The following is a 17774-nucleotide window of genomic DNA, read 5'->3' as shown; positions in this document are numbered from 1 at the left end:
CGCAGAGCGCACAGAATGCGCAGGCGAGACGCTTGTTCCCCGACGGACCATCCGTTATCTATAGTTAAATCAGTTCGCCGGTAACGGCCCCCACCAGAGGATCTTGCCTTGACGTTTTCAAAATACCCGATCGCCGCGCTGGCGCTGGCCGGCGTCGGCCTGTTGTCGGCGGGCGGCGCGCTGGCCGCCTCCGATGCGCTGGTGTACTGCACCGTCGCCTCGCCGGAATCGTTCAACCCGCAGCTTTCCAGCTCCGGCCCGACCTTTATCGCCACCTCGCAGGTGCTGTACAACCGGCTGGTAACGCTGCGCGAAAGCGATAAAACGCCCGCCCCTTCGCTGGCCACCGAGTGGAGCGTCAGCCCGGACGGCAAGACTTACACCTTTACCCTGCGCGAGGGCGTGAAGTTCAACAGCAACAAATACTTCACCCCGACGCGCGACTTCAACGCCGAAGACGTGGTGTTCACCGTGATGCGGCAGAAAGACCCCGCCAACCCGTATCACAAGGTCTCCGGCGGCAACTACGAATACTTCACCGACATGGGGCTGGATAAGCTGATCGCTAAAGTGGAGGCGGTGGACGAGCACCACGTGCGCTTCACACTGAGCCAGCCCAACGCCGCCTTCGTCGCCGACTGGGCGATGGATTTCGCCTCGATCCTGTCCGCCGAATACGCCGACGCGATGCTGAAAAAGGGCACGCCGGAATACGTCGACAACTGGCCGATCGGCACCGGGCCGTTCGCGCTGCAGCAGTACAAGCAGGATTCGCTGATCCGCTACATCGCCAACCCGCACTACTGGCAGGGCGAAGTGGCCAGCAAGCACCTGATCTTCTCCATTACGCCGGATCCGCAAACGCGGCTGGCCAAGCTGAAAACCAACGAATGCCAGATCATCCCCGCGCCGCTGCCGGAACAGTTCGCCGCCATCAAGGCCGACGGCAACCTGCAGTTGCACGACATCACCGGGCTGAACGTCGGCTATCTGGCGTTCAACACCCAGAAGAAACCGTTCGATAACCTGCTGGTGCGCCAGGCGCTGAGTTATGCGGTGGATAAGAAAGCGATCGTCGCCGCGGTGTTCAAAGACAGCGGCACCCCGGCCAACTCGCTGCTGCCGCCGGGCATGCTGGGCTACAACGATAAACTGCCGGAATACGCCTACGATCCGCAGAAGGCGCGCGAGCTGCTGAAGCAGGCCGGGCTGGAGCAGGGTTTTGAGACCGACATCTGGTCGATGCCGGTACAGCGCCCTTACAACCCGAACTCGAAGCGCATCGCCGAGATGATCCAGAGCGACTGGGCGAAGGTGGGGGTGAAGGCCAAGATCGTCACCTGGGAATGGGGCCAGTATCTGGCCGGGCTGCGCAAAGGCGAACAGCAGAGCGCGCTGTACGGCTGGGTGTCGGACAACGGCGATCCGGATAACTTCGCCACTCTGCTCGGCTGCGCCGGCGTGAAGAGCGGCGCCAACGTGGCCCGCTGGTGCGATAAGGATTACGACAGCCTGATCCAGCAGGCGATTCAGGAGAATCAACCACAGACGCGCGCCAAGCTGTATCAACAGGCGCAGGTGATCTTCGCCAAGCAGGCGCCGTGGCTGCCGTTGGCGACCGGCAAAGTGTTCTACGCCACCCGCAGCAACCTGAGCGGCTATGTGGTGGACGTGAACGGCAGCGACTTCGCCAAGGCCAAATTAAACTGACCCCAGACGCCGCAGCGAGAGCTGCGGCGCTATCCGCTTCACCACTTGTTAAGTTGCCAGCTTCTTAATTCATTGCATGCCGGCTTCACAGCTTAGGATGTTAACGGCCTATTTCGCTGGCCGGACATGACGCTGCCAGTCGCCCAAGCCACCCACTTCATAGCTTAATAAGTTACTCATTCCGTAGCGTTTTGCTTAAACTGCACGCAGACGCTTTCCACACCTGTAACATTTCGTTACCATCGGCGCACTGACCCTTTAACCTCAGAAGGTAACCCGGTGCAGAACACCTACATGCCGCTGCAAATTCGCCTGCACTGGCTGGTGGCGATCCTGCTGGCCATCACCTGCGCCGCCATCGAGCTACGGGGCTTTGCCGAACCGGGCAGCGCGCCGTGGTACGTGCTGGTCGTCACCCACTTCAGCTGCGGCGTAATGGTATTCGCGTTGATGATCGCGCGCCTGTTCCTGCGCTGGCGCCACGCCTCTCCCGCCATCGTGCCCAAACCGCCGACGTGGCAAACCGGCCTGGCGCATCTGGCACATACCTTGATCTACCTGCTGCTGCTGACGTTGCCGGTGCTGGGAGTGTACTCACGCTATCTGGGCGGCAAGGAGTGGTATCTGTTCGGCCTGTCGATGCCATTCGCCGACGTGGCTGACCGGCCGCAGGCGCGGATGATTATCGGCTGGCACAAAACGCTGGCGTCATTCGGCTACTGGCTGATCGGCCTGCACGCCGCCGCCGCGTTGTTCCACCACTACATCGTCAAGGACAATGCGCTGGCGCGCATGCTGCCTTTGATAAAGAAGCGCTGACTACCCGGCGCCAGGGATGAATTTTCGGGCCACGCCCGCTGACAGGGAATGACATGCAAACCCAATTTTTTAATGTGACCGTCGAGCAGTGCGCCTGCCAACAGACGGCGCCCGACAACCTGGTGAGGATCATCGCCTCCGGCCAGACATTCTTTTTTTACCGCGACGACTTCAGCGACAGCGAGAATCTGCTGACAGCGCTCGCCCCCGGCGATCGGGTGAAGATCGGTGCCCATCGCCTGCAGGACGGTAGCTATTGGCTGCACTGGCTGCTGCACGTCACCAAAGGCCGGCTGGAGCCGGACAGAACGCTGAAATACAAGCTGAAATATTTTGTCCTGCTGGTGCTGGGCACAGCGCTGGCCGGCGGCTTCCCGGCGGCCTTTTTCATCATGGACGGGGAAGATTCCTGGCTGACCATCGTTCTGTTCTTTATCGCCATCATCGCCGGCCTTATCGGCGTCGGCATGGTGCTGTTCGTCGGTTCGGAGATCCTGTTGATTGCGCACCGCGGCCGCAGGCGACTGCTCAGAGCACTGGATCGCGTGCTGCTGGGGCAAGACGTCACGCCGCCCGGCTCGCTCAGCCTGAAAATCCCCGGCATTAAATACCGGGCCGTCCGCGCAGATGCGGCGCAGACGCCCGCGACACCGACTGAACCGCCTCTTCCCGCCGGCGTTGAGTCCAGCCAAGTCGCCACGGTGGACGCCCTGCACTATGAGCTTTATCAAACAGAGTACCGGCAACGCACGTATTCCGTGGATACCTACGGGCTGCAACTACAGGGAGAGCACTATGCACTGGCCGTGCGCTCGGTCAACGTGTGGAGCACCAAACTGCACCCCGTTTTTCGCCGCCGGCACCCGCTCTTTATCGCCCAAGGCGATCCGCTGCAGATTTTATATCGTCAGGATGACGCCTTGCCGGCCCTGCATCTGGTGCAAGGGATCCTCAACCATCGCGATCGCCAGGCCTACCTGGTCGCCGGCAGCGGCTACTGCAGCGAAGCAGAACTCTCGCTGTGCGCCCGTGTGATCTTCACGTTTGGCGCGGTCATGACGGCTTTCATGCTCGGTATGCTGCTGTGGGACAACCTCGAGCAACAGGGCTTTTATTTGGATCGCTGGAGCTTGGCCCAGATAGGCAGTGAACTGCCGCCGCTGCTGTTCTTGTTGCTGATGTCAGTCAGCGGGCTGGCATTGATGATTGAAGCCATCGGGCAGGGCTGCCGCCGCTACTTTCCCGGCCAACGCCTCACCTTCAGGGTGTATCAATATCTGAGAAACTTGCGCCGCAGCCTGTATCAGCAGGATCGGGTGACGGAGCTGAAATCATGATGCTGTCACTCTATAAAAGGCCGCTGATTATTCTGCTGCTGTTTATCTTCAGCGCGTTGAGTTTCTATTTTCTCAATCCTGACCAGCGCTATGCACAGTGGCGATGGAACAGCAGTGACGCAGCGCTGCCGACCGTGGCCGATTATGACTTCATCAATAACTATCAGGCCGATGACGGCGCGCTGCTGGTGACCAACAAAAGGGTCGAGACGCGCGGCAACCGCAGCCTTTTCAGCTGGTCGGCCGATTATGTCAGCCAGCTGCTGTTCGCCGGCCCGCAGGGTCTGCAGATGCTGGGTCGCCTGGATGAATCCGTGCACGATGCGGTCTGCAGCGGCCAGCGCTGCGTGCTGTTTCTCGCCGAAGGGCGGCGGCTGATCGATCTGCAGCAGGGAACCGTCGGTAAGCTGCTACCCTGGCAAGCGGCCGACAGCGGCAGCCGCCCTTCGCTGATCAGCGGCAAACTGGCGGCGCTGCGTGCCGGTGACGAATTGTATTTCGTCAGTACCGACGGCATCTTCTACAGCCCGGATTTTGGCGCCCATTGGCAACAGACGCTGGATCTGCCGACGCTGCTGGAAGAACGACAGCTGTTAGGGCTGGATCGCGAAGAAGGAGACGCCTCAACGCTCGCTTACGCCACCGCGCGTGCGCCGATGCCCGAGATTTTCACCGCCGTTGATGGCGATCGCGTGCTGTTATGGATGAATCCGGTCGCCGGCTCCGGCGCCTTGCACATCGCCGTTAACGGCAAAACCGGCGAGGTGACGGCTTTAACCTGGCTGCCGATGCGCGTGAAGGAGAGCGCGCAAACCCCAGATGGCGCTATCTACCTGATCGCCCAGTCGTTGGACAGAGGGCGGTATCAGATCCTGCGCTATCAATCCGACGGGCAATTGAAGGTGATGCTGGAGACCGGCTACAAGTCGCTGTATCGGCTGTGGGCGGGCAACAAAGCGCTGGTCGCCCAAACGGATAACGGCGACGGCCATCTCTCGCTGATTTTCGATCTGCGCTCGTCCGAGGTGCGCTACCGGCAACCGCTGGACTACGTGTACAAAGGGCTGGACGACGCACGCCAGACAGTGATCGAACCGGAGAGCCACTATGACAGCGCCGGGGACACCCCGGCAACGGCTCTGCCCTACTTCGTTCGCTACCGCGCCACCACGCCGTGAGCCAGAGGAACTCGCCATGCTGTTAGGTTATGGCCTGCTGGTGCTGTAGCCGGCCGTGCAGTGGGAGAATTGGCAGGCCGGGCTACCCTTTCAGAACGGCGAGATGAGGGTACTGCCTTAAGCATTACGCCGTGGCGTTGGGCAGGCGCACGGTCACGCGATTATTGGCCGTGCGCAGCTGCAGCGGCGCCTCCTGCCAGCTCACCGCGATAGTCAAGACCGGTGGGGCCGGCACGCGCGGCTCTCGCCCGTCCGACCCCACGCTGTAGGCATCCCATTCAATCACGAACACGCCGCCGTCTTGCGGCTCTACTCGTTCAACGAAAAAAGTATCGTCCGAACCGCTGCCGCCCACCGGTTTGTGTGCGTAAGAGAGCATGCTGAACCACTCGCCGGCAAAATGCAGATGATATAGACCATCGACGATGTGCTCGCCGTGGAACTGGCAACCGCCGACGCTGAAACCGTCACCCGCCGGGGACTCCGCCACGCGTTCAAGATCGCGAACCAATAGGTCGGTCGGCATGTTATCCAGCAACAGCGCGTAAGGCGGCGCGTGCAACAGCGCGGCAGGATCGTCCGCATGGCGCAGATCCAGCGGCAACGTGGAAAACGCCGCCAACAGGCGGCCGCTGGGCAAGGCGATCTCCAGACGATCCGCCGGATCCTCTACCCACCGTGGCACCCACAGGCCGCGCACCTGATGCAACGGCGTGGCGTTCGCTTGCCGGCACCTCGCCCTCAGCCGCGCCAGCGCCTCACCGGTACCGGCGGCCAAGGCTTCCTGCTCGAGATCGGCCAGCGCAGGCAGCGCATACATCATCCTGGCGGCGGGCTCGTACACCGTCAGCCCTTCCCCCTGGCGGCTGCGGGTCGGGATCAGGCGCAGCTTGCCGCCGTCCACGTCCTGCGGCGCCGCGCAGGCGCCATGCACAATCGCCCCGTCACGCAACAGCAGCGTCCAAAAGTGGGGGCCGCCCATGCCCAGCTCCCCCACGCCGCCGATCTGCCGATCGCCGTCGCCGGCGTGCGCCATCTCAATCGGCTGCGAGCGCCAGTCGGTCTTGCGCCACGCTGCGGCCTCTTCGGGTTCTTGCGCGCCTTTAGCGGCGTATTTCCCCCATTGCAGCAAGGCAAACAGCGCGATGCACAGCACGCCGACAATCGGGTGGCCCTGCCAAATCAACAACCAACCGACGATCAAAAGGGCCCAGGCGGCCATGGCGATATCCTTTTCCACTAGAAAACCGCCTGATTCTAGCGCAGGAGACGGAATGGGTTGAAGCCCGCCAGACAATGTGACATGAATAATTAGCCGTTAAATAGATAGACAATAGTTACCGTATTATTTCTGTGACCGTACAGATCACATAAATAATGCTTCACAGAACAGTTTTAGCGTTACAAAGATAACTTACTGTATCTCAATAAAATATTTAAAATCATGCGAAAAAACGAAAGGTGAACGGGGGAAAAATATCGTAATAATTTGTGCATATTCTAAACATTGACTATGTTTAGACATACTATTTATATGCAGGTAAACACACTGAAATAAAGAGAGAAAGGCTTTTACGTTAATTAACCTCATCCCACCTACTGCGTGGGCGGGACACTATTTATCAGCAATATTCCGAGGATATTTACCTCCACGGAACGGGTAACTTTGCGTTCTATCAAACCAATAGGCTACACACCGCAATTAATATCATTATTAGAATTCCGGAGACCAACAATGAAAATCGTTACAGGCATTATCCTTACCTCTGTGGCCGCCTTCAGCGGCGCGGCTTACGCGGCCGATGCGCAACCCGTCACCGGCAAAGCGGAGGTGATGCTGGAACACGTACACGCCGTGATGGAAAACGGCAGCCCGGCGCCGCAGCATGACGCCGCCTGCAAAAAAGAGCTCTCCATGCCGGAATCGAAGTATATCGGCATGAAGGTCAACAGTGAATACACCGTCAACACCAGTTCAATGATGATGTCGGCCAAATCGATGTTCCCGTCGCCGGACACCATGAAACCGATGGATCTGACGGTCGATCTCTCAGCGCTGGGCCTGGCGGATGTGTATGCCTTCGGCACCTTTAAACCGGCCGCGTTGCCACAGGCGTATATTTACTTCACCATCGACAAGGATTTTAAAAATCCGGTCAGCACCTTTATGATCATCAACCAAGGTAAGCAATATAACTGCGTGATCTCCAGCTCGAATAAAATGATGAGCAAAGAAATGCGCGGCAAGATGATGATGAAGAAACAATAGCGGAATGAAAAGCGGCGCTTCCCGCAAGGGGAGGCGCCGCCAGAAAACGCATTAAATCAGACCAGGATTATATTTCTGGTTGAATTTCTCTTCCGATTGGAACAGATAGAAAATGCCTTCGATAAAACCGACAATCGCCGGGATCCCCGTCCAGCAGAACAGCAGGTAGAACAGCCCCCACCACTTCATGCCCAGGTAAAACTTGTGAATGCCCAATCCACCCAGGAAGATGGCCAGCAGGGCCGCCGCGAGCTTGTCTTTTCTGCTCATAGTGCACTTCTCCTCACTTCTCACCGAACCACCGGCATGCCCAAAAACGGATGCCGCTCCGCAGAGCGCCGCATCGCAATGCTTGAGGAGGAAAACATTCACCCATCAAGACTCAACGTGGGGAATTATAACAACGGATGATTAAACGGTTGTTTAACCGGTGGCGGGCCAAGGACTGGGGACAATAAGAGGGAGTGGTTGCGGCGGAGATTTGCAGGAGACGAGCGTATAGGGTGCGGTAAGCGCCTGACCGAACCAGGTCATTATCACTGGGATGACTGAGGGTAATGACAATATTTCCCTGACGGAAAAGTGCGGTTGCCAGATCATATATCGTAAAAATCCCCACTCATTTAATTTATTAATTCATTACGAGATAGTGATACTAAGGCAAGCGTTTCAATACGCTCACAACCCAGCTTTTAAACTTATCCGAATCAATTGCCACGGCATAAGAAATAAGCGCCCCGTCTTCCTTTTCAATCATGGCACCTTCAGAAGCACCGCTAACGACAATATCGACAGTTTTATCCTCAAAGGTAAAAATATCTTTTTCACATAGCAGTGCTATCGTACAGGAGTCATGCATCCAGACACCTTCTATCAGATTGCCATCGTCATAATAGTTGAATATTTTTTTAAACATGCCAGAGGCTTTATTTTTTCCTGCGAGAAGTTCCTTATCTGTCACCAGTGCGTGACTGGTGACATCGAGTCCGACAACCGTTTTCCTGATACCTGAATCCATGACTAGTTTGGCGGCATGGGGATCAGCCCAAAAGTTAAACTCTGCGTGCTCAGTAATGTTACCACCGACAAGGCTGCCCCCCATGATGACGAGTTCATCTATATTTTCTTCAATTTCCGGGTACGTCTGGATCAATATGGCAATATTTGTCAACGGCCCCATGGCTACCAGTTTGATGGGAACCTCGCTGTTAACCAACAGTTCTCTGATGGCTTCCACTGCGGGAATCGCAAGCACCTTCTTCTCCGGCGCGTTAAACATATAACCATCCATTCCGCTGATTCCGTGTGCCAGACAACCTTCCTGCCCTCTCAGAAGCGGTTTCGACTCACCGACTGCAATTGGCGTGTCGACATTGAAAAACTCCCTCAACACGCAGGCGTTATAGGTCGTTTTTTCGAGAGAAACGTTACCATGAACAGTGGTGATTAATTTTACATTGATCTTTGGAGAATACAGTGCCAGGCCAATAGCCAGTGCATCATCGATGCCCGGGTCAGTATCAATAATAATATTATGCAATTTCATTGTTATCCTTTTACTCAATATATATACCGCTTTTAAGTCTTTCTAAAACAGTCGTTCTTGAAGGCATTGATGATGCGCCATGCTTCTCCACTGCCAGAGATGAAAATGCTACAGCCAGCTTAATTGAATTATCGATATTAAGACCGTCGACAAGAGATGCCGCGAGAGAACCATTAAAGGCGTCGCCGGCTCCGCTGGTATCCACCACAGTGGCCCGTAATGCTTTGTAGTGTTTGAGAATCTCACCATTGTAATAAATGCAGCCTTTGCTCCCCAACGTGATAATCACCTCTTTCACACCTTTTTCGTGAATAATTTTGATAGCATCTTCGGCAGAGGCAATGTCGGTAACTTTAACCCCGGTAAGTAATTCAGCCTCGCTTTCGTTTGGTGTCAGAAGATCCACAAGATGAAGGTGAGAGTGAATGTCATCTGAATATGGCGCAGGATTAAGAATGACGTAGCAACCCGCTTCTTTAGCCAGTTCGATGACACATCGGGTGGCGTCGATGTTATTTTCCAGTTGCAAAAGACAGACATTTGCCTGGATGAGATGGGCATAATCATTGATGATTTCATCACGGGTAACATTTGCATTCGCGCCCAAATCAATAACGATAGTGTTGTTTCCCGTTTTCTCTTCCACCGTCACCAGCGCATTGCCGGTGTTGTTTTTTTCATCTCTCACAAGCGCGACGGAGCCCAGGCGAGATGCCGAAAAGTATTTCTCTGCATTATCCCCAAAAGTATCCTTTCCTACTTTGACGAATAAATGAACATTATCATTCAACTGTGCTGCTGCTGTCGCCTGATTTGCCCCTTTACCGCCTGGAAAGAAGGTGGTGGCAAGCGCTGTGATCGTTTCCCCAACCTTCGGAAAACGGCTGACTTCGGTAACCACATCAAGATTAAATGAGCCAAATATATAAAGGGAACGGCCGTGTTTTTCACCTTTTATTGAAACGACTTCTCTCTCACCAATCAACGTAACGCTCCTCGATTCCTCAATCGCTTTACTGACAATTAGCCCGGCATCAATATTTCCAAGGCGAATCCCCCCATGAAACTTAGTCCCTATTCCGAGCGAGAAAATTTCATCGATGTAGCGCCTCGTCGTTCGCTCTGAAACATTTAAAAATAGCGACTCCCGCCTGACATTCAGCTCTTTCTCATGGACAAGCTTTTTTCTTAGGTATTCTATCCTTGCCATTTTCTTCATAGAGCCTCCACTATATGAAAAGTTAGCCAGTCATTTATTTTCACTCGTCACATTTTTCTCGGGAATTCGGACAGAAAAATGTCCGAATTGTCGTTCTCTGCTTTATTTTCGATAGCATCTTCTTTTCACCGGCTTTCGGTTACAGTGATGGGCAGGATGAGTAAGTGCAGTGGTCAACTCATACTGGGAAACACATTAGTCTGTATGTAAGACTGCCACTCAAACCTGAGATTTCTTGACCGGCTGGCACTGACCGCCTCAGCATTCCCCCCTCTTAATAACACGCCCTAACTCATCCAAAGTATTAACGCTAACGCCGTACCCCAAAAGAACGAACAGAACAAGATAATAGCTATCCATACCCGTCGGCGGCTGAACAACCACCTTTGACCTGTAGGTTTATGGCATGCTGAACACCTGACGCTCTCGACCTCATTTTGACGGTGGCTTTTTTGCTCCCCGCCATTCAGCCTTGGCATAGCGAAATCCTCTTAATACCGCAATCCATCACGTCTATAGGCCACCGGCGTAAACTGACGCAACAAGGTCAAGACATCCGGAGCACCCAGTTTCAATAATGCACGGGCACGATGCGTATAAATGGTTTTGGCGCTGAGCTGCGCCTGGCGAGCCTGGTTATAGATGGATATCTCACGCAACGTCTTACCCAGCACGTAGCGTTCCCGGTGAGACAGCAAGTTATGCGGTTCGCAATAAAAAGCCTCATCAGAGCCGTCTATCTCCCCCATTGTCGATATAGCGGTCCGGCACAGCACAGGCAACGGGCATCTCGCATCCACTACCCGCGCCGCGCCGTTCACGCCGAGATGCGCCAACACCCGACGAACAATATCAGGCGCTACGTTCGACAGCACCACCACACGCGTATAACGTGCCATGTGCAGCTCCCTCAATTGCAGCAACACAGACAATGCCTCCTGTGCCCGCATAGGTAATCGCAATACCAGACCCGATGGCGACGTTGCAGCCCCTGGACAAACCGCCAGCATCGATAACATCTCCGCCAGCGCCTCTCTCGCGACAACTCGCGCCACGCAGGGGTCGCTTTGCAAAGCCGCCTTCATTCCTGCACGCCCATAGCTGCACGCGTCAACTACCGTGATCTGCCAGCGAGCGTCAGGGGGCACATCACCACCACTTAGCCTCCAGCCACCACGCCGTATCGTCCCCCTTCCACCAAGAGCCTGCACAACTGAGTGATTCACGCCCATTTAAACCTCCCAACATTATTCGATATCGCTGTTTCGCCCCCAGCAGCGATACAGCACGTTCAAAATTAATGCTATAACCTCCGAGAGAAATACGCTCCCTCAATAGAGGCCTGACGATAACGGAAAAATAAATAGCGAAACCGTGGAACTCCCTGAGGAATTTTCAGCGAGAGAATGCACAGCAGAGAGATAATCTCTGACATTGAAATTCATTAAAAAACAAATACCGAGAACATATCACACTGCTGATAATTATTTTATGCTGGCTATCCTTACATGGCTGACGACATTGGCAACCCATAATTTCGTAAAAATAAAATCTCTGCCAGTCAAGCAAACGATAGGGCTACCGACCACCATGACGCCAACGGCATGTTAGTAGTATTTTTCCAGGATAGAGCGCTGCGTCTGCTAATCCTATAATCCGCCGCCAAGAGTACAACATCAATTTTTATGTTCGATGTAGCACCAAAATTAGCGCAAAGGCGGCCGATTATAGAGCGTCAACTGACCTAATTACTCTATGTATTTTATAATATCACCAGGTTGACATTCCAATACCTTACAGATGGCATCCAACGTACTGAACCGGACGGCTTTCGCTTTCCCGCTGTTCAGTATGGATAGGTTAGCTTCCGTAATACCAATTAACTCAGCCAACTCTTTCGATTTCATTTTCCTGTCTTTAAGAATGGTATCCAGTGTGACAATAATCGGCATAGTTAAATCACCAACTCTCTTTCCTCTTCCAGTTCCTTTCCCTTCTCAAAGATATAGCTCAGAGAAAGCACTCCCCATCCCAGCAGTAGTTGTTGCAAGCTATATAGCTCCGAGCTGGCTACGGATACATAGTCGGTGTTCCACTCATCAAGCGAGGAGTCAAAAAATATGCGAATAAAAAGAGTAAAGCAATACCCAAGCACAAGGATTAAGCCTATATTTCTTACATTTCTAATTCGTTTTTTAGTAAACAGCTCACCATTGCGTATACCTTTAGAGAAGATAAACATTTGCAGTAACACAAGAAAAGTGACCAGGTTATCAACAATAAAAGTGATATTATCCCCAGATGTCCATTCTATCTCCGTATCAAAAGAAAAAGACTGGCCGTCACTCGCTGGCCAAAACAGCAAATAACCACATACAACCGGGAGCGTGCCCATTAAAAACAACAGCATGATCTCCATGCCTCGGCACAACCGAATCTGTACTTTGTGCGAGTGTGAAATGACTCTCATGTGCGCTTCCCCTGGATTACTGATTTCATAACGTCATAATTATTGTTTTACAGTAATTCGTCAAGTTGAATTATCGAAAAACAATAATTATATCTTGGTGCCAAATTGCCCCCCTCCAAGTGAGGCGCGACCGACATGTCGCAGGTTGGGTTGCAAAGACCCCATTTGAATCGTTCGTCAAAATGGCACGTTTAGCCTTGAGCGCCTAATCATGTTGAATCATAAGCTGAAAGTGGCGTACTGATAATGCCACTGCTAGCAGGTATCAGTTGGGCGGGTAAGTATCCCGGTAAAACGGCCCCATTCGCTGTTAGAGATCTGCCGACACACTGATTATGGGATCCACAACAGCTCCCGATGTTAATAGCACTATCGATGATAAATCCTGAGGTCTCAGGAGCATACCTTCGCCAGCCAGAACAGGTGCACTACTTACCCACTTTTCTCTATCCAATTTTTGATACTCACCAGACATCGCTGCCAGACAGCCAATAGACCCGCGGCAATCGCACGCGCTTTTCTCATGTCGTTGTTTTTTTTGAAGCGTGAACCTCACGCTGTCCCGTGTAGAGACGATATCGGGCAGGAACTGCATACGGACAACTAAATACCGTTGCTACGGCGATACAGATTATCACGTTGAGCCATAGGCTTTAGGGCCTCATGTAGGAGAGGCAAAGCGATTTCACTCCGAATGGAATTAATGTCAATTAAATCAATAGAATGTGAGTGATTGGTGCCGATAATAGGAGTCGAACCTACGACCTTCGCATTACGAATGCGCTGCTCTACCAACTGAGCTATATCGGCATCGAGCCGGGCCTGCGGGGCAAGCCGGAAGTGCGTTGAACAAGGTAGACCTGTGCACGAAATGAGTCAATAGCCGCCGGGGCGTTTGGTTGTTTTGCAAGCAGCCACACGGCTGTGCAGTCAAACCTTCCCCAAAAACAATCAGGGCGCAGTACGCTGCGCCCTGACGTCTTTAGCACCGCAATACGGCCTTAGCTGCGTACCAGATCGTCGCCGTAACCGATCCACTTGTAGGTGGTCAGCGCATCCAGGCCCATCGGGCCACGGGCGTGCAATTTCTGGGTGCTCACCGCCACTTCCGCGCCCAGACCGAACTGGCCGCCGTCGGTGAAGCGGGTGCTGGCGTTCACATACACCGCCGAGGAGTCCACCGCGCGCACGAAGTGCTCGGCGCTGCTCAGCGAGCGGGTGAGGATCGCGTCGGAGTGGTTGGTGCCGTGGGTGCGGATATGATCGATGGCCTGATCGATATCGTCCACCAGCAGCACGTTCAGATCCAGCGACAGCCATTCATCGTCGTAATCTTCCGCGTTCACCGGCACCACCGTCGCCGGGCCGCCCTGCAGCAGCGGCAGCGCGTTTTCCGCCGCGTGCAGCGTCACGCCCGCCGCCGCCATTTTGGCGCTCAGCGCCGGCAGGAACTCGGCGGCGATGCTGCGGTTCACCAGCAGCGTCTCCAGCGAGTTACAGGCGCTCGGGCGCTGGATCTTGGCGTTTTCAATCACCGTCAGCGCCTTGTCGAAGTCGACGTCGGCATCCACGTAGGTGTGGCACACACCGATGCCGCCGGTGATCACCGGGATGGTCGATTGCTCGCGGCACAGCTTGTGCAGGCCGGCGCCGCCGCGCGGGATCAGCATGTCGACATAGCGATCCAGTCGCAGCAGTTCATTCACCAACGCGCGATCCGGGCTGTCGATCGCCTGCACCGCCGCCGCCGGCAGGCCGCACTGTTCCAGCGCCTGCTGGATCACTTTCACCGTCGCCTGGTTGGTGTTGTGCGTCTCTTTACCGCCGCGCAGGATCACCGCGTTGCCGGTTTTCAGGCACAGGCTGGCGACGTCGATGGTGACGTTCGGCCGCGCCTCGTAAATTACGCCGATCACGCCGAGCGGCACCCGGCGGCGCTCCAGCTTCAGCCCGCTGTCCAGCAGGTTGCCGTCCAACACGTGGCCGACCGGATCGTTCAGGCGGCACACCTGGCGCACGTCGTTGGCGATCGCCGCCAGCCGCGCCGGGGTCAGCAGCAGACGATCGAGTAGCGCTTCGCTCATGCCGGTGGCGCGCGCCTGCGCCATGTCTTGTTCGTTCGCCAGCAGGATCGCTTCACTGTTGGCTTCCAGCCTGTCGGCCATGACCGACAGCACCTGATTCTTTTTCGCCGTGCTCAGCACCGCCAGCTGCCAGGAGGCCTGCTTGGCGGCCTTCCCCATCTGCTCCAGCATGCTCACTCCTTAACTGACAATCATATCGTCGCGGTGCACTGCCACCGGACCGTATTCATAACCGAGGATTTCGGTGATTTCCTGCGAGTGGTGCCCGGCGATCATGCGCATCGCGTCGCTGTTGTAGCGGCTGACGCCGTGCGCCAGATCGCGCCCCGCCAGGTTGCGAATGCGGATCACTTCGCCGCGCGAGAAGTCGCCCTTCACTTCGCGGATGCCCTTCGGCAGCAGCGAGCTGCCGCGCGCCATCATCGCTTCCACCGCGCCGTCGTCGACAGTGATCTCACCGGCCGGCGGCGCGCCGAAGATCCAGCGCTTGCGGTTTTCCAGCGGGGTTTCCAGCGCGTGGAAACGGGTGCCCACCGGTTTGCCTTCGATCACGTCCGCCACCACGCCCGGCTTGCTGCCGGCGGCGATCACCACGTCGATGCCGGCGCGGCAGGCCACGTCGGCCGCCTGCAGCTTGGTACCCATGCCGCCGGTGCCCAGACCGGAGACGCTGTCGCCGGCGATGGCACGCAGCGCGTCGTCGATACCGTGCACTTCACGGATCAGTTCGGCCTGCGGGTTGTTGCGCGGATCGGCGGTGTAGAGGCCCTGCTGATCGGTCAGCAGCAGCAGTTTGTCGGCCCCGGCCAGAATGGCCGCCAGCGCCGACAGGTTATCGTTGTCGCCCACCTTGATTTCGGCGGTGGCGACGGCGTCGTTCTCATTGATTACCGGCACGATGCGGTTGTCCAGCAGCGCCGTCATGGTGTCGCGCGCGTTGAGGAAGCGCTCGCGGTCTTCCAGATCGGCGCGCGTCAGCAGCATCTGCCCGACGTGGATACCGTAAATGGAGAACAGCTGTTCCCACAGCTGGATCAGCCGGCTCTGCCCTACCGCCGCCAGCAGCTGCTTGGAGGCGATGGTGGCGGGCAGCTCGGGGTAGCCCAGGTGTTCGCGCCCGGCGGCGATGGCGCCGGAGGTGACGATGACGATGCGGTGGCCCGCAGCGTGTTGCTGCGCGCACTGGCGCACCAATTCGACGATGTGGGCGCGGTTCAGACGCAGCGATCCGCCGGTCAACACGCTGGTGCCCAATTTCACAACCAATGTCTGGCTGCCGTTCATAGTATTTCTGCCGTGTGTAATGATGAGAAGAAGAGTGCAAAGGTCTTTGTAACAGGAGAGACGCGTTATGCCAACAGGCACAACGCGAAATCAGCACAATACGTGGTCAAACGGGGTCAGGCGGAGAGTTTGATCAGTTTTTCTTTGAAATCGTCGGCGGGTTCCAGCACCAGCTCCATGGTCGCCAGCAGCTCGCCCAGGCGGCGATGGAAATCACGCAGGGTGTCTTCCAGCTTGGCGTTAACTTCATCATCCTTAATGTTTTGCGCCGTCCAGTTGCCTTCCTTGTCGAACAGGCCGAATTGGTACGAATAGGTGAAGCGCGCCTCTTCCGCCTGCAGCTCCATCCACCAGCCCCAGAACTCACGCTTCTCCGGAGCGGGCTTTACATTGACGCAGACGGCCAAACAATCAAAGAAAAAACGGTCGTTTTCACATTGCCCTTCACGCAGGTACGGCCCCAAGCTGGCAAAACGTTTCATTAGTCGGCTTTTAGGGTGACCACTCGGTAACGTCATTCTCTAACCTCCTCAATGTAGACCACTCTTTTTAACAAACTGTTAAAATTTAGCAACTAATTAACGCATTTTGTCCTTCAGCCAGCCGGACATCTGCAGCAACGCCCGGTGGAAGCTGTCGTAAACCGGGGTGCGCGGGATGGCGACCAGCTTGCCGCTCACCGAGGAGCTGACGATCAGCTGCGATTCCTCTTTCGGGCTGAGCGTATCGCGCTCCCAGTAGCCGGAGATCATCGGCGTCGGGCAGCGGCGCCCCAGCAGCCCCTGCATTTTCAGCGAATAGCTGTTCAGTTCCACTTTCAGCACGTTGTCGGAGGCATTGGCCATGCCCATGCGGCTGGCCAGCACGTCCATATACATGTCCGGTACGTTCAGCTGGGTGCTGCTGTCGCACAGCAGGCGATGCACCACCGGCCCCAGGCTGGCCACGCCGCGCAGCCGCTGCGGCTCCAGATAGGCCAATCGCACCGCCACGTTGGCGCCGAAGCGGAAGCCGAAGGCACTCACCCGCTGATGGTCTACCCACGGCACCGAGGCCAGCTGGATCAGCACCTGCTGGTGCAGGTAGCTGGAGTCCTGCGTCAGCTTCCATTTGCAGGAGGAGCCGATCGACGGCATGTCGAGCGTCAGCATGGCGATGCCGTGCTGCGCCAGGTAGTCGCGGAACAGACGGTGATAGTCAGTCTGCAGCGTGTCGAGGCTGCCGCACATCAGCACCGTCGGGAACGGCGCTTCGCCCTTCTCCGGCATGTGCAGGAAGCCGGTGACGCTGCCGCCGCCTTCGATGCGGAACTCCAGCTCTTTCAATTGATACGGCAGCAGCAGCGCCGCCTCTTCGTAAGCGCGATTGGCCAGCATCTCCGCCTGTTCGGCCAGCTCGTCGCCCTTCAGGTGCGGGTAACCGGCGATGCTGTACAGGCTGGCGGCCTTCAGCCAGTATTCGCCACCGAGCAGCGGATCCTGCTGTTCCGTCGCCCGCTGCTGCCACTGCATGCCCTGATGGATCCACTCGTAGATCCAGTTGCCGTTGCGGTAGCCCACCACGGTATCCAGCCGCTGCGGATTGCTGCGCTCGGCGTCCGAGGCGGCGATGCGCGCCAGCACTTCGTGGATTTCGATCGGGCTGACACCGCGCCAGGCCCACAGCAGCGGATTCAGCATGCGGTACCAGCTACCGGTGGTGTCGCCTTCCAACGCGGAATGCATGGTGGCGCTCACTTTGTTGCGCGCACGCAGCACCAGCGTCGAAGTTTCGGGGTGTTTGAATTTGGGCTTGAAAAGAATTTCAGAAAGGTTGGCCTGTGCCATGGTAACAACAGCCTCCGTAAATCTGGCGATAG

Annotated in this window: 16 protein-coding genes and 1 tRNA gene; 5 read left to right on the top strand and 12 right to left on the bottom strand. The window is 56.0% G+C overall.

Going from position 1 to position 17774, the window contains the following annotated elements; translation table 11 throughout:
* Positions 1-108 precede the first annotated feature (108 nt).
* From BHU62_RS03385 to BHU62_RS03370, 4 genes are all read left to right on the top strand, one after another.
* A complete protein-coding gene (locus tag BHU62_RS03385; RefSeq protein WP_078062004.1) occupies positions 109-1710 on the top strand; it encodes an ABC transporter substrate-binding protein in 1602 nt (533 codons plus the stop codon).
* Between the two features lie 294 nt (positions 1711-2004).
* On the top strand, positions 2005-2529 hold the full coding sequence (gene cybB, locus BHU62_RS03380) for a cytochrome b561 (RefSeq protein ID WP_073529341.1): 525 nt from the start codon (positions 2005-2007) through the stop codon (positions 2527-2529).
* A gap of 53 nt (positions 2530-2582) precedes the next feature.
* Positions 2583-3866, top strand: a complete 1284-nt coding sequence (locus tag BHU62_RS03375) for a hypothetical protein (protein WP_073529161.1) — start codon at positions 2583-2585, stop codon at positions 3864-3866.
* A complete protein-coding gene (locus tag BHU62_RS03370; RefSeq protein WP_236720621.1) occupies positions 3863-5044 on the top strand; it encodes a hypothetical protein in 1182 nt (393 codons plus the stop codon). The genes BHU62_RS03375 and BHU62_RS03370 overlap by 4 nt, the downstream gene beginning before the upstream one ends.
* A 124-nt stretch (positions 5045-5168) precedes the next feature.
* Here BHU62_RS03370 and BHU62_RS03365 read toward each other — a convergent pair whose 3' ends face one another.
* Complete coding sequence (locus tag BHU62_RS03365; RefSeq protein ID WP_073529340.1) at positions 5169-6266, bottom strand: hypothetical protein; 1098 nt, start codon at positions 6264-6266, stop codon at positions 5169-5171.
* Positions 6267-6779: 513 nt separating this feature from the next.
* On the opposite strand from BHU62_RS03365, the gene BHU62_RS03360 reads away from it, so the two are divergent.
* Positions 6780-7313: a hypothetical protein gene (locus BHU62_RS03360; RefSeq protein WP_073529159.1), complete on the top strand. Its 534-nt coding sequence runs from the start codon at positions 6780-6782 to the stop codon at positions 7311-7313.
* A 51-nt stretch (positions 7314-7364) separates the two neighbouring features.
* Here BHU62_RS03360 and BHU62_RS03355 read toward each other — a convergent pair whose 3' ends face one another.
* The 11 genes from BHU62_RS03355 to frsA all read right to left on the bottom strand — a co-directional run bounded on the left by BHU62_RS03355 (position 7365) and on the right by frsA (position 17742).
* Positions 7365-7583: a TM2 domain-containing protein gene (locus BHU62_RS03355; RefSeq protein WP_073529158.1), complete on the bottom strand. Its 219-nt coding sequence runs from the start codon at positions 7581-7583 to the stop codon at positions 7365-7367.
* A gap of 385 nt (positions 7584-7968) precedes the next feature.
* Positions 7969-8859 (bottom strand): nucleoside hydrolase, encoded by an 891-nt coding sequence (locus BHU62_RS03350; RefSeq protein ID WP_073529157.1) that lies wholly within the window; start codon positions 8857-8859, stop codon positions 7969-7971.
* A gap of 10 nt (positions 8860-8869) precedes the next feature.
* Entirely contained in the window at positions 8870-10078 is a 1209-nt protein-coding gene (locus BHU62_RS03345; RefSeq protein ID WP_073529156.1) for a ribokinase, read from the bottom strand.
* 491 nt (positions 10079-10569) lie between these two features.
* The gene (locus BHU62_RS03340) at positions 10570-10977 is read right to left on the bottom strand and encodes a LuxR C-terminal-related transcriptional regulator (protein ID WP_139282245.1); all 408 of its coding nucleotides are present in this window, start codon (positions 10975-10977) and stop codon (positions 10570-10572) included.
* An 849-nt stretch (positions 10978-11826) separates the two neighbouring features.
* Positions 11827-12030, bottom strand: coding sequence for a helix-turn-helix domain-containing protein (locus tag BHU62_RS03335; RefSeq protein ID WP_073529154.1), 204 nt, complete (start codon positions 12028-12030; stop codon positions 11827-11829).
* A gap of 2 nt (positions 12031-12032) precedes the next feature.
* A complete protein-coding gene (locus BHU62_RS03330; protein WP_073529153.1) occupies positions 12033-12548 on the bottom strand; it encodes a DUF2975 domain-containing protein in 516 nt (171 codons plus the stop codon).
* A 734-nt stretch (positions 12549-13282) separates the two neighbouring features.
* Positions 13283-13358 (bottom strand) — tRNA-Thr (locus BHU62_RS03320).
* 191 nt (positions 13359-13549) lie between these two features.
* Positions 13550-14803 carry a glutamate-5-semialdehyde dehydrogenase gene (proA, locus tag BHU62_RS03315; RefSeq protein WP_015376739.1) on the bottom strand — a complete coding sequence of 418 codons (1254 nt, stop codon included), beginning with the start codon at positions 14801-14803 and terminating at the stop codon, positions 13550-13552.
* Positions 14804-14812: 9 nt separating this feature from the next.
* Complete coding sequence (gene proB, locus BHU62_RS03310) at positions 14813-15916, bottom strand: glutamate 5-kinase (protein WP_033634090.1); 1104 nt, start codon at positions 15914-15916, stop codon at positions 14813-14815.
* Between the two features lie 116 nt (positions 15917-16032).
* On the bottom strand, positions 16033-16434 hold the full coding sequence (crl, locus tag BHU62_RS03305; RefSeq protein WP_073529152.1) for a sigma factor-binding protein Crl: 402 nt from the start codon (positions 16432-16434) through the stop codon (positions 16033-16035).
* Between the two features lie 60 nt (positions 16435-16494).
* Positions 16495-17742, bottom strand: a complete 1248-nt coding sequence (frsA, locus tag BHU62_RS03300) for an esterase FrsA (RefSeq protein WP_073529151.1) — start codon at positions 17740-17742, stop codon at positions 16495-16497.
* Positions 17743-17774 lie beyond the last annotated feature (32 nt).

The sequence above is a fragment of the Serratia marcescens genome (assembly GCF_001902635.1).
Classification (GTDB): domain Bacteria; phylum Pseudomonadota; class Gammaproteobacteria; order Enterobacterales; family Enterobacteriaceae; genus Serratia; species Serratia marcescens_F.
The sequence above is the reverse complement of the archived record's forward strand: the minus strand, read 5'-3'. Positions and strand labels throughout refer to the sequence as shown.